The sequence below is a fragment of the Rhabdaerophilum sp. SD176 genome (assembly GCF_030143245.1).
Classification (GTDB): domain Bacteria; phylum Pseudomonadota; class Alphaproteobacteria; order Rhizobiales; family Beijerinckiaceae; genus Rhabdaerophilum.
Genome location: NZ_JARJNS010000004.1, coordinates 178,080 through 190,629 on the forward strand (window position 1 = coordinate 178,080; position 12,550 = coordinate 190,629).

Sequence of the window (12,550 nt, forward strand, 5' to 3'; positions counted from 1 at the left end):
TCATGTACCAGCCGCCCCATTTCAGGATCGAGGACCGGGCGGAGATGCTCGCGCTGATCCGCGCGCATCCTCTCGGCATATTGGTCTCGGGTGGCGAGGGCGGCCTGATGGCCAACCCGATTCCGTTCCTTGTGCAGGAGCGGCCGGACGGCACGGCCAGCCTGCTCGCCCATCTCGCCCGGCCCAACCCGCAATGGCGGGCGCTGGCCGAAGCGCCGGAGGCGCTGGTCGTCTTCCAGGGCCACGAGCATTACATCACGCCCTCGTGGTATGCCAGCAAGCGCGAGCACGGCAAGGTTGTTCCGACCTGGAATTACATGATGGTGCAGGTGCGCGGAAAGGCCATCATCCAGGATGACCGGGGCTTCCTGATGGACCAGATTTCCGCGCTCACCGCCCAGGAGGAAGGGGCCCGCCCGCAGCCCTGGGAGGTGACGGATGCCCCGGAGCCCTTCATCGAGGCGCAGATGCGCGGCATTGTCGGCATCGAGATCCCGATCCGCGAGATTTCCGGCAAGTACAAGCTGAGCCAGAACCGCCAGGCCGCCGATCATGACGGCGTGGTTTCCGGCCTTGCCGGCGAAAAGGGTCCTGCCGGTCCGGCCATGGCCGAGACGATGCGCCGGCATTCCGGAAAGCCGGCATCATGAATGGCCGTGACGAGGCCCGCTACCGGATCGCGGCGGATAACCGGAAGGCGCGTTTCAATTTCGAGATCCTCGATACCTATGAGGCCGGCCTTGTATTGACGGGCACGGAGGTCAAGTCACTGCGCGGCGGCAAGGCGACGATCGGCGATTCCTACGCCGAGATCGACCATGGCGAGCTTTATCTCGTCAATTCCTACATCCCGGAATACCTGCAGGCCAACCGGTTCAACCACGAACCGAAACGGCCGCGGAAACTGCTGCTTCAGCGCAAGCAGATGAACCGGCTCGCCATCGCCGTCGAGCGCGAGGGCATGACGATCGTGCCGCTCAAGGTCTATTTCAACGAGAAGGGCCGCGCCAAGGTCGAGATCGCGCTCGCACGCGGCAAGAAGCTGCACGACAAGCGCGAGACCGAGAAGGCGCGGGACTGGAAGCGCGAGCAGGGCCGGATTCTGCGGGATCGGGGCTGATCGCCGAAGGCCCGCGCCCTTCTAGCCCAGAAAGGCCCGCAGATCGGCGAAGACCGCGCGGAACATCGGTTCCGTCAGCCGGCCGGTATTCGTGTTGTAACGCGAGCAATGATAGCTTGAGAACAACGTCACCCGGCCCAGCGGAACCCGTCCGCCATGGCGGAATGGCGCGCGGGAAACCGGAACCTCCAGCGCCCGCAGCACCGAATCATGCGCGATCTTGCCGAGCGCGAGGATGGCCTGAAGCCGGTCCATGCCCGCGATCGTGGCCGAAAGGAAAGGCCGGCAGGCACCGATTTCGGCCCCGACCGGCTTGTTCTCCGGTGGCACGCAGCGGACGGCATTGGTGATCCGGCAATCGACGAGGCTGAGGCCGTCATCCGGTGATTCGGCATATTCGCCTGTCGCGAAGCCGAAGGCGCCCAGCGTCGCGTAAAGCAGGTCGCCGGCATAATCCCCCGTGAAGGGGCGCCCGGTCGCATTGGCGCCGCGCAAGCCCGGCGCAAGCCCGACAATCAGCAACCGTGCCTCGCTTGGTCCGAAGCTCGGCACCGGCGCGTTGTGCCAGCCGGGCTCGCGCCCGCGCCAGTCCATCCGGAATTCGACGAGCCGGGGGCAGAGCGGGCAATCCCGCCCCGGTTCAGCCTTCATCGCGTTCCTTCACGCGCGTGCCGGCGGGCCGCTCGATGAAGGACGGCATGGCCGGACGGGTTTCGACCGGGCGGCCTTCGACCCGTGGCTCGCGGCCTTCGGGGCGAAGCTCGCGCTGCGTCCGTTCGCCCGGATCCCGCCCGATCTTGCCCTGGAGATCGGCCAGATCGAGGAAGATATCGGCCTGCCGGCGCAGGTCATCCGCCACCATCGGCGGCTGGGTGGCCACGGTCGAGATCACCGTGACGCGCACACCCTTGCGCTGCATTGCCTCGACCAGGCTACGGAAATCGCCGTCACCGGAGAACAGCACCATGTGATCGATGAAAGGCGCCAGCTCCATCGCGTCGATGGCCAGCTCGATATCCATGTTGCCCTTGACCTTGCGGCGGCCCATCGCATCGGTAAATTCCTTCACGGGCTTGGTGACCACCGAATAGCCATTGTAATCGAGCCAGTCGATCAGCGGCCGGATCGAGGAATATTCCTGATCTTCGATCAGAGCCGTGTAATAGAAGGCGCGGACAAGATAGCCACGCGTGTTGTATTCCTTGAGCAGCCGGCGGTAATCGATATCGAAACCGAGCGTCTTCGAGGTCGCGTAGAGATTGGCGCCGTCAATGAAGAGGGCGATTCTTTCGGTCTGGTTCATCCTGCTGTCCTGGCGGCAAGCGATCCGGATTTACGGTCGTTTCTCAATTCGTAATTGAAAAGATGGGCGACGTCGCAATCAGGATCGGCTAACATGTTGGAATTATTCGAAATTCGAAGTCTGGTTTGGCAATAGCAAGGGCAAAAAGGCAGGCTCGCATCCCTTGCAGCAGCATGGGACGTTGATGACACAGATGATCCAAAATGTCATCCCAAACAATGATAAGGCAATTTAGTTACATTGGATAGGTATCCACGCCATGCCCGGCCACCGGGGGAGGGCGCCTTTCACGAGGCGATTCGAGGTTGAAGGCCCGGGCCGGATGGTGTAACAGGCACCCTCTTCTGGTATTTCTGGAAAAGGAGTGCGTGAGACATGGCTCGCGTCACTGTCGAAGATTGCGTCGACAAGGTTGAAAACCGCTTCGAGCTGGTGCTTCTCGCCAGCCACCGGGCGCGCATGCTCTCCAGCGGCGCGTCGCCGCTCGTGCAGCGCGACCGCGACAAGAACCCGGTCGTGGCCCTCCGCGAGATCGCGGACGAGCGCCTTGCCCCCGGCGATCTGAAGGAAGACTTCATCCACTCGCTCCAGAAGTTTGTCGAGGTTGACGAGCCGGAGCCGGAAGCCGTACCGCGCCTGCCGGGCGCCCCGGCCCGCATGGCCGTGTCGGAAGTCGATGACAGTGAAGTCACGTTCGACCGCATGTCCGAGGAAGATCTGCTGCGTGGCCTCGATGGTCTCGTGCCGCCGACCGAGTCGGACGATGATGACTGATCTTTCGGCGCGCAACGGGTTGCGTTGCGCCTGAATGGCGGCATACTGCGGAAGAGGCGGTGCGGATGTTCCGGCCGCCTTTTTGATTTCCGGCGCCGAAAGCAGGCTGATCCGCGCATGATGCGGCAATTTGAACTCGTCGAGCGGGTCAAGCGCTATTACCCGGAGGCAAACGAGGATCTGCTGAACCGGGCCTATGTCTATGCCATGCGGGCCCATGGCAGCCAGAAGCGTGCCTCGGGCGATCCGTATTTCTCGCATCCGCTCGAAGTCGCCGCGATCCTCACCGACCTGCATGTCGACGACCAGACGATCGCGGCTGCCATTCTCCATGACACGATCGAGGATACCGGCACCACGCGCGAGGATATCGCCAACCGTTTTGGCGAGAACATTGCGGATCTGGTCGACGGACTGACCAAGATCAAGAAGCTCGATCTCGTTTCGAAAAAGGCCGCGCAGGCGGAAAATCTCCGCAAGCTGCTGCTCGCGGTGGCGGCCGATGCCCGCGTTCTGCTCGTCAAGCTGGCCGACCGCCTTCACAACATGCGCACCCTGCATTTCGTGCCGCCGGACAAGCGCGCCCGGATCGCCGAGGAAACGCTGGAGATCTACGCCCCGCTCGCCGGCCGGATCGGCATGCAGGACATGCGCGAGGAGCTGGAGGATATCTGCTTCCGCGTGCTGATGCCGGATGCCCATCTGATGATGACGCGGCGCCTTCAGGCGCTGCGCGAGCGGGCCGGTGGCCTGATTGAGTTGATCGAACGCGATCTCAAGGCAAAGCTGCTGGCCAATTCCATCCTTGGCGAGATCAAGGGGCGCGAGAAGCGCGTCTATTCAATCTGGCGCAAGATGGAGCGAAAGAGCATCTCCTTCGAGCAATTGTCGGATGTGTTCGGCTTCCGCGTGATCGTCGGCACGGCCGAGGATTGCTATCGCGCGCTCGGAATCATCCACCAGGCCTGGCCCTTCGTGCCCGGGCGCTTCAAGGATTACATCTCCACCCCGAAGCAGAACGATTACCGCTCCATCCATACCACGGTGGTGGGGCCGAAGCACCAGCGCGTCGAATTGCAGATCCGCACCCGCGAGATGGATGCCGTCGCCGAATTCGGCATCGCCGCCCATGCCGCCTACAAGGAAGGCGGTTCGCAGCCCAATGGGGGCGGGGAGTCGAATGCCTATCGCTGGCTCAGGCGCACCATCGAATTGCTGGCCGAGGGCGACAATCCCGAGGAATTCCTCGAGCACACCAAGCTCGAACTCTTCCAGGACCAGGTCTTCTGCTTCACGCCGAAGGGGCTGCTGATCGCGCTGCCGCGCGGCGCGACGCCGATCGACTTCGCGTATGCCGTCCATACGGATATCGGTAACAATACCGTGGGTTGCCGGATCAATGGCCGCAATTCGCCGCTGATTTCCGAACTGCAGAATGGCGACGAGGTCGAGATTCTCACCACCGTGGGGCAGGTGCCGCCGGCGGCATGGGAAAGTCTTGTCGTCACCGGCAAGGCGCGGGCGGCGATCCGCCGGGCGACGCGCGAAGCCGTGCGCAAGCAGTTCGTGGGCCTTGGCCGCCGGATCGTCGAGCGCGCTTTCTCGCGGGCGGGCAAGACCTTCTCCGAAGAGAAGCTGGTCGCGGCGTTGCCGCGCCTTGCCCGCGCCACGCTCGATGACGTGCTGACGGCGGTCGGCCGCGGTGAGATGTATTCCGGCGATGTGGTCAAGGCGGTCTTCCCGGATTTCCGCGAGGAAGTCTCCAAGGCCGCCGCCCCGGGAACGGGCGCCGGCTGGTTTGGCGTCCAGGGCGCCGAGAAGCTGAAATTCAAGGTGCCGGGCCAGGAGAGCAGCACCGGTTCGATTCCCATCCGCGGCCTCTCGGACGACCTGCCCGTGCGCTTCGCGCCGAACGGGGGCGCGGTCCCGGGCGACCGGATCGTCGGCATCCTGACGCCCGGCGAGGGCATCACCATCTACCCGATCCAGTCTCCCGCGCTGGTCGCCTATGACGAGGAGCCTTGGCGCTGGCTCGATGTGCGCTGGGATGTGGACGAGCATGATCCCCGCCGCTTCGGTGCGCAGCTCACCATCTCCGTCATCAACGAGCCCGGCAGCCTTGCCGAGATCGCCCGTGTGATCGCCGATACCGATGCCAATATCGACAATATCGCCATGCGGGCGAAGACGGCGGATTTCCGCGAGATGATCCTCGATATCGAGGTCTGGGATCTCAAGCATCTCACCGCGATCATCTCCGAACTGCGCGCCAAGCCGCTTGTGGCCAATGTGGAGCGGGTGATCGGGTGAGGGGGGCTTGACCGCGGCCCGCTCTCATCGAAACTCGCGCGACGCTGAAAAACGCCTCCGGAATTGCCATGTCCCGCTACGCCCCGCTCCCGCCTGACACCTTCGATCGCCTGTCAGGCCTCGATACGCTCCGTGCGATGATCGCGGGGGATCTGCCCGCACCGCCCATGGCGGGGACCCTGAACTTTGACCTGATCGAGGCGGAGGGAGGCCGCGTGGTCTTTGCCGGGACACCGCTCGAGGCCCATCTCAACCCGGCGGGGACGGTGCATGGCGGCTGGGCCGCGACGATCCTCGATTCGGCCCTGGCCTGCGCGGTCCATGCCACATTGGCCGTCGGCGAGCGCTATACCAGCGTCGAGATGAAGCTGAACTACCTGCGCCCCATCCTCGCCGGCAAGACCGGCCGCCTGACCTGCGAGGGCAAGGTGATCCAGCGCGGGCGTACCCTCGCGCTCAGCGAGGCGAGGCTTGTCGATTCGGGCGGAAAGCTCTACGCCCATGCTTCCGAAACCTGCATGATTTTTCCCAAGGCCTGAGGCGGGAGCAAGACGATGACGAAGGACGAGGTGCTGGCCGTTTTCCGCGAAGCGGGAGCCTTGCTCGAAGGGCATTTCATCCTGTCCTCGGGGCGCCGGTCGGGCTTCTTCATCCAGAAGATGCGCGTCTTCGAAAGCCCGGCCCGCACGGAGAAACTTTGCCGTGCGCTGGCCGAAAAGATCGTGGCGCGCTACGGCAAGGTCGATGTCGTGGTCTCGCCGGCGATCGGCGGCATCGTCCCGGGTTACGAGATTGCCCGCGCGCTCGGCGCCCGCGCCCTGTTCGTCGAGCGCGAGGATGGCGATTTCCAGCTCCGGCGCGGCTTCGCCATCGAGCCGGGCGACAAGGTTCTCGTGATCGAGGACATTATCACCACTGGCCTCTCGGCGCGCGAATGCATCAACTCGCTGGCTGACCAGCCGGGCACGATCATCGGCGCGGCCTGCCTGATCGACCGATCCGCCGGCAAGGCCGATCTCGGCGTTCCGCTGGTCGCCCTGTGCGAATTCGCCGTGCCGGATTATGACCCGCGCGAATTGCCGCCGGAACTCGCCGCCCTGCCGCCGGTCAAGCCGGGCAGCCGTGGCATCCAGGGCGCGAAGGCCTGAGCGATGCAGAAGCTGGACCGCATCCGCCTCGGCGTGAATATCGACCATGTCGCCACGGTCCGGAACGCGCGCGGCGGCTCCCGCCCGGATCCGGTGCGGGCGGCCCTGCTCGCCATCGCGGCGGGGGCGGATGGCATCACCGCGCATCTGCGCGAGGATCGCCGCCATATCCGCGACGAGGACATGGCGGCGCTGAAATCCGGCATCGCCAAGCCGCTCAATTACGAGATGGCGGCCACGGCCGAGATGCTGGCTATTGCCAGCCGCATCCGCCCGCATGCCTGCTGCCTCGTGCCGGAAAAGCGCGAGGAGCGCACCACCGAGGGCGGTCTCGATGTCGTGGGCGGCCACAATCATCTCCGGCCCTACATCGCCGAGCTGAAGGCGCTCGGGATCCGTGTCTCGCTCTTCATCGAGCCGGACCGCGCGCCGATCGAGATGTCGCGTGATCTCGGCGCCGATATCGTCGAACTGCATACCGGCACCTGGTGCCATGCGGTCGAGGCCGGGCAGGCAGAGAAGGCCGAGGCCGAATTCCGCCGGCTGGCTGACGGCGCCGCGATCGCCCATGCGGCCGGGCTGGAGGTCCATGCCGGCCATGGCCTCGATTTCGACACGGCCGAAAAGCTCGCCTCGGTTCCGGAATTCGTCGAGTTCAATATCGGCCATTTCCTGATGGGCGAGGCGATCTTCGTCGGCCTCGCGCAGGCCATTGCCACGATGCGCCTTGCCATGGATCGCGGGCGTGGCCTCGTGCCGGCGCATGTCAATCTCGGTCCGAGGCCGAAAGGCCACGCATGATCATCGGGATCGGCGCCGATCTCTGCAATATCGACCGGATCGCCGAGACTTTGGACCGGTTCGGCGAACGCTTCATCAACCGCGTCTTCACCGAGACCGAACGCGCACGCGCCGAGAAAAGGGTCGAGCGCGCGGCCACCTATGCCAAGCGCTTTGCGGCGAAGGAGGCCTGCGCCAAGGCGCTCGGCACCGGCATGCGCATGGGCATTGCCTGGCGCGAGATGGGCGTGGTCAACGCGCCGTCGGGCCAGCCGACCCTGCGCCTCACCGGCGGCGCGCTGGAACGGCTGAAGGCGATCACCCCGATGGGCCATCGCGCCGTGATCCATCTGACGATCACCGATGACAAGCCCTATGCGCAGGCCTTCGTGGTGATCGAGGCCCTGCCGGAAACGGGTTGAGGGGCCTGCTCCTCCTGCACTTTCAGGCTTGCCCTTTTCGCGCCGGAGGAGGAACCTGCACCCAACAGGAAAGCGGGATCGGAACGTGCCCAGAGATCTGGAGGGAATGCTCGTCGTCGCGGTCGAGCAGGCGGTGGCTGCGCCCTATTGTACCGCGCGCCTCGCGGATGCCGGTGCCCGGGTGATCAAGATCGAGCGCCCGGAAGGCGATTTCGCGCGCGGCTATGATCGCCATGTCAACGGCAACAGCACCTATTTCGTCTGGCTCAACCGCGGCAAGGAATCGATCCGGCTCGATCTCAAGAGCGAGGGTGACAAGGCCCTGCTCGGCACCATGATCGGGCGGGCGGATATCCTCGTGCAGAACCTCGCCCCCGGCGCGATGGATCGGCTCGGCTTTCCTGTGGCTGCGCTCCGCAAACGCCATCCGCGCCTCATCACCTGCGAGATTTCCGGCTATGGCGATTCCGGGCCCTATCGCGACATGAAGGCCTATGACCTGCTCGTCCAGGCGGAAACCGGCCTCTGCTCGGTGACCGGCAATGCCGACGCCCCGGCCCGCGTCGGGGTCTCCGTCTGCGATCTCGCCGCCGGCATGAATGCCCATGCCGCCATCCTTCAGGCCCTGCTCGCCCGCGAGAAGACGGGGCAGGGCCGGTCGATCAAGGTCTCGCTCTTCGGCGGCATGGCCGACTGGATGAATGTGCCGTATCTCCAGCGCCGTTATGGCGGCTCGATCCCGCCCAGGCCGGGGCTGAAACACCCCTCGATCGCCCCTTATGGTGTGTTTTCCTGCGCCGATGGCGAGATCCTGCTCTCGATCCAGAACGGGCGCGAATGGGCCCGCTTTTGCGCCGAGGTGCTGGGCGATGCCGCGATGGCGAGCGATCCGCGTTACGCCACGATGCCGGCCCGCATCGCCAATCGCGAAAGCCTCGATTCCCGCATCGCCGGCTTCTTCGCGCCCCGGCCCAAGGCCGCGATGGCGAAAAGCCTCTCCGAAGCCGGCATCGCCTTCGGCATGCTCAATACGGTCGATGGCCTGATCGGCCATCCGCAGCTTCGCACGATCACCTACGACACACCGGAAGGGCCGGTCACGCTGATCGCCCCGGCTGTCGAGACCGATGCCGCCGAACCCGCTTTCGGCCCAGTGCCGGCCATCGGCCAGCACGATGACGCCTTGCGGGGAGAATTCGCCCCCGCGCCCATGCCTCAAGGGAGCCTGTCATGAACCAGATCCTGCGCAGTGAAGCCGCCAAGGGCGTCTTCATCAACAATCGCTGGCAGCCCTCGCTGTCGGGCCGGACGATCCCGATGATCGCCCCGGCCGATGGCCAGGCTTTCGCCGCCATCGCTGCCGGCAATGCCGGAGATATCGATCTCGCGGTGGCCGCCGCCCGCGCTGCCCTCGAGACCGGCGCCTGGGGCCGGCTGACGGCGACGGAGCGCGGCCGCTTGCTGCTCCGCCTGTCGCGCCTCGTCGATGATCATGCCGAGGAACTGGCCCAGCTCGAGGCGCGGGATACCGGCAAGCCGATGAAACAGGCCCGGGCCGATATCGTCGCCGTCAGCCGCTATTTCGAATATTACGGCGGCGCGGCGGACAAGATCCATGGCGACACGATCCCCTTCATGGAGGGGTTCCTCGTCAACACGCTGTATGAGCCGCTCGGTGTGACAGCCCATATCATCCCGTGGAACTATCCCGGCCAGATGTTCGGGCGCACCGTGGCCCCGGCCCTCGCCATGGGCAATGCCACCGTCATCAAGCCGGCCGAGGAGGCCTGCCTGGTGCCGTTGCGTCTGGCCGAACTGGCCGCCGAGGCGGGCTTCCCGGAAGGCGCGGTCAATGTCGTTCCGGGGCTCGGCGAGGAGGCCGGCGCGGCGCTCGCGAACCATCGCGGCATCGATTTCATTTCCTTCACCGGCAGCCCGGAAGTCGGCACGCTGGTCCAGATCGCGGCCGCGAAGAACCATATCGGCTGCACGCTGGAACTCGGTGGCAAGTCACCGCAGATCATCTTCGGCGATGCCGATCTCGGCGCGGCGGTGCAATCGGTGGCGGCTGCCGTGGTGCAGAATGCCGGCCAGACCTGCTCGGCCGGCAGCCGCGTGCTGGTGGAACGGCGGATCTGGGATCGCTTCATGGCGGATCTGAAGTTGCGCTTCGAGCAAATCCGCGCCGGCACCCCGGAAATGGATCTCGATCTCGGCCCGGTGATCAGCGCCGGCCAGAGGAGCCGGATCGGCGCCATGTTGCAGCGCGCGGAACAGGAGGGCGCGCGCATCCTTGCGCAGGGTGAGATCGCCACCAACAGCCCGGCCGAGGGCTTCTATGTCCGGCCGACTGTCTATCACGAGGTCAATCCGGTCTCCGAACTCGCCCAGAGGGAAGTGTTCGGCCCGATCCTCGCCGCCATGCCTTTCGACAGCGAGGAGGAGGCGATCCGCCTCGCCAACGGCACCGAATACGGGCTTGTCGCCGGGGTCTGGTCGGGCGATGGCAGCCGCGCCATCCGCGTCGCGCGGAAGGTCCGGGCCGGCCAGCTTTTCGTCAATGGGTATGGTGCCGGCGGCGGCATCGAGCTGCCCTTCGGCGGCATGAAGAAATCCGGCCATGGCCGCGAGAAGGGCTTCGAGGCGCTCTATGAATTCGGTGCCATGAAGACCCTCGTCATCAAGCACGGCTGAACGGAAGGGCAGCATGCCGCTGCCCTTCCGCCTCTCGTGAATTCGCAACAAGGCCCCGGGGCTGAACCCGAGGGCAGACCCAGGGAGGAGACCATGCGTCTCAAAGGCAAGACCGCCCTCGTCACCGGCGCCGGTTCCGGCTTCGGCGAAGGCATCGCCCGGACATTCGCGCGGGAGGGCGCCCGTGTGGCGATCGTCGATATCAATCTCGATGGCGCGAAGCGCGTCGCGGCATCCATCGGGGCATCGGCAATCGCGGTCGAGGCGGATCTGACCTCTGCGGCCCAGACCGAGGCGGCGGTAAAGGCTGCGGCCGAATTCGGCGGCGGGCGCCTCGACATCGTCGTCAACAATGCCGGCTGGAGCCATCGCAACAAGCCGATGATGGAGGTAACGGAGGAGGAATTCGACCGCGTCTACGCCATCAACGTGAAGGCGATCTTCCATATGAGCCGCGCAATCATCCCGCATTACCGCGCGAAGGGCGGTGGCGTGATCATCAATATCGGCTCGACCGCCGGCATCCGCCCGCGCCCGGGGCTGACCTGGTACAATTCCACCAAGGGCGCGGTGAACCTGCTCTCCCGGTCCATGGCGGTGGAACTCGCGCCGGACCGGATCCGCGTGAATTGCGTTGCCCCGGTCATCGGCGCAACCGGATTGCTGGAGCAATTCATGGGCATGCCGGACACGCCGGAAAACCGCGCGAAATTCCTCGGCACCATCCCGCTCGGCCGATTCTCCACCCCGGATGACATCGCCAATGCCTGCCTCTACCTCGCCTCCGACGAAGCCGAATTCATCACCGGCGTCGTGCTTGAGGTCGATGGCGGCCGGACGATCTGAGCGGGAAGGAAACAGGCCATGATGCGCATCCGCTCCGCCATCCTCCGGCAATCCGGCCTGCCGCGCCCCTATGCCAATTCGCGGCCGCTCTCCATCGAGACGGTCGAACTGGCCCCGCCCGGGCCCGGCGAGGTGCTGGTGCGCATCGCGGCGGCGGGCGTCTGCCATTCCGATCTCTCGGGCATCAATGGCGACCGGCCGCGCCCGCTGCCGGTGGCGCTTGGCCACGAGGCTTCGGCCGTGGTCGAGGAGGTCGGCGCCGGTGTGGATGACCTCCGCCGCGGTGACCCCGTGGTGATGAGCTTCGTGCCGACCTGCGGCACCTGCGCCTTCTGCGCCGAGGGCCGCGCGGCCCTCTGCGAGCCGGGCAATGCCGCCAACGGCGCCGGCACGCTTCTCGGCGGTGGCCGCCGCTTTTCCTGCGATGACGGCTCGATCAACCATCATTGTGGTGTCTGCGCCTTCTCGGAATATTCCGTCGTCCATCGCCGCTCGATCGTGAAGATCGGGCCCGAGATCTCGCTGGTCCATGCCGCCCTGTTCGGCTGCGCGGTGATGACCGGCGTCGGCACGGTGATGAATACCTGCAAGGTCCGGCCGGGCCAGTCCGTCGCGGTGATCGGCCTTGGCGGCGTCGGCCTGTCGGCCGTGCTCGGCGCGGTGGCCAGCGGGGCCGGCCGCGTGATCGCCATCGATCTCAACCCGGCCAAGCTCGCCATTGCGAAGGATCTCGGCGCGACCGATGGCTTCCTCGCCGCTGATCCGGATCTCGTGCCGCAGATCCGCGCGCTGACCGGCGGCGGCGTCGACCATGCGATCGAGCTGGCCGGCGCGGCCCGCGCCTTCGAGACCGCCTATGCCATCACCCGCCGCGGCGGCATGACGGTGACGGGCGGCCTGCCGGCCCCGACCACGCAATTCGCGGTGCCGGCCGTAAGCCTCGTCGCCGAGGAGCGCATCGTGATGGGCGCCTATATGGGCTCCTGCGTGCCGAGCCGCGATATCCCGCGCTATCTCGCGCTGTTCCAGGCCGGAAAGCTGCCGGTGGACAAGCTCCTCTCCTCGACCGGGCCTTTGGACGGGATCAACGAGGCTTTCGACCGGCTCGACCGGGGCGAGGTCATCCGTCACGTGATCACCATGGCGGCATGAC

14 protein-coding genes are annotated in these 12,550 nt (G+C 65.7%); 12 read left to right on the forward strand and 2 right to left on the reverse strand.

Translation table 11 applies throughout. The annotated features are described in order from the left end of the window. Positions 1-2: 2 nt before the first annotated feature. Both P0652_RS10405 and smpB read left to right on the forward strand, forming a co-directional pair. Positions 3-650 carry an FMN-binding negative transcriptional regulator gene (locus tag P0652_RS10405; RefSeq protein WP_284178750.1) on the forward strand — a complete coding sequence of 216 codons (648 nt, stop codon included), beginning with the start codon at positions 3-5 and terminating at the stop codon, positions 648-650. After that, positions 647-1,120, forward strand: a complete 474-nt coding sequence (gene smpB / locus P0652_RS10410) for an SsrA-binding protein SmpB (protein WP_284178751.1) — start codon at positions 647-649, stop codon at positions 1,118-1,120. The genes P0652_RS10405 and smpB overlap by 4 nt, the downstream gene beginning before the upstream one ends. A gap of 21 nt (positions 1,121-1,141) precedes the next feature. On the opposite strand, the gene P0652_RS10415 is transcribed toward smpB, so the two are convergent. Continuing rightward, on the reverse strand, positions 1,142-1,771 hold the full coding sequence (locus tag P0652_RS10415; protein ID WP_284178752.1) for a uracil-DNA glycosylase: 630 nt from the start codon (positions 1,769-1,771) through the stop codon (positions 1,142-1,144). After that, positions 1,761-2,423, reverse strand: coding sequence for a LabA-like NYN domain-containing protein (locus tag P0652_RS10420; protein WP_284178753.1), 663 nt, complete (start codon positions 2,421-2,423; stop codon positions 1,761-1,763). Before P0652_RS10420 ends, P0652_RS10415 begins: the two co-directional genes overlap by 11 nt. A gap of 375 nt (positions 2,424-2,798) precedes the next feature. Between P0652_RS10420 and rpoZ the strand changes: the two genes are divergently transcribed. The 10 genes from rpoZ (at position 2,799) to P0652_RS10470 (ending at position 12,549) form a co-directional block, all read left to right on the forward strand. Continuing rightward, positions 2,799-3,197 carry a DNA-directed RNA polymerase subunit omega gene (gene rpoZ, locus P0652_RS10425; RefSeq protein WP_284178754.1) on the forward strand — a complete coding sequence of 133 codons (399 nt, stop codon included), beginning with the start codon at positions 2,799-2,801 and terminating at the stop codon, positions 3,195-3,197. Positions 3,198-3,314: 117 nt separating this feature from the next. Beyond that, a complete protein-coding gene (locus P0652_RS10430; protein WP_284178755.1) occupies positions 3,315-5,507 on the forward strand; it encodes a RelA/SpoT family protein in 2,193 nt (730 codons plus the stop codon). A 68-nt stretch (positions 5,508-5,575) separates the two neighbouring features. Next, positions 5,576-6,046, forward strand: coding sequence for a PaaI family thioesterase (locus tag P0652_RS10435; RefSeq protein WP_284178756.1), 471 nt, complete (start codon positions 5,576-5,578; stop codon positions 6,044-6,046). A gap of 15 nt (positions 6,047-6,061) precedes the next feature. Then, positions 6,062-6,655 (forward strand): orotate phosphoribosyltransferase, encoded by a 594-nt coding sequence (pyrE, locus tag P0652_RS10440; protein WP_284178757.1) that lies wholly within the window; start codon positions 6,062-6,064, stop codon positions 6,653-6,655. A 3-nt stretch (positions 6,656-6,658) separates the two neighbouring features. Then, the gene (locus tag P0652_RS10445; protein ID WP_284178758.1) at positions 6,659-7,456 is read left to right on the forward strand and encodes a pyridoxine 5'-phosphate synthase; all 798 of its coding nucleotides are present in this window, start codon (positions 6,659-6,661) and stop codon (positions 7,454-7,456) included. Next, on the forward strand, positions 7,453-7,857 hold the full coding sequence (acpS, locus tag P0652_RS10450) for a holo-ACP synthase (protein ID WP_284178759.1): 405 nt from the start codon (positions 7,453-7,455) through the stop codon (positions 7,855-7,857). The genes P0652_RS10445 and acpS overlap by 4 nt, the downstream gene beginning before the upstream one ends. 85 nt (positions 7,858-7,942) lie before the next feature. Next, positions 7,943-9,091, forward strand: coding sequence for a CaiB/BaiF CoA transferase family protein (locus P0652_RS10455; RefSeq protein WP_284178760.1), 1,149 nt, complete (start codon positions 7,943-7,945; stop codon positions 9,089-9,091). Next, positions 9,088-10,551 (forward strand): aldehyde dehydrogenase family protein, encoded by a 1,464-nt coding sequence (locus P0652_RS10460; protein WP_284178761.1) that lies wholly within the window; start codon positions 9,088-9,090, stop codon positions 10,549-10,551. The genes P0652_RS10455 and P0652_RS10460 overlap by 4 nt, the downstream gene beginning before the upstream one ends. A 93-nt stretch (positions 10,552-10,644) precedes the next feature. Continuing rightward, on the forward strand, positions 10,645-11,397 hold the full coding sequence (locus P0652_RS10465) for an SDR family oxidoreductase (protein WP_284178762.1): 753 nt from the start codon (positions 10,645-10,647) through the stop codon (positions 11,395-11,397). Positions 11,398-11,418: 21 nt separating this feature from the next. Continuing rightward, positions 11,419-12,549 carry a zinc-dependent alcohol dehydrogenase family protein gene (locus P0652_RS10470; RefSeq protein WP_284179087.1) on the forward strand — a complete coding sequence of 377 codons (1,131 nt, stop codon included), beginning with the start codon at positions 11,419-11,421 and terminating at the stop codon, positions 12,547-12,549. The last annotated feature ends 1 nt before the right edge of the window (position 12,550 follow it).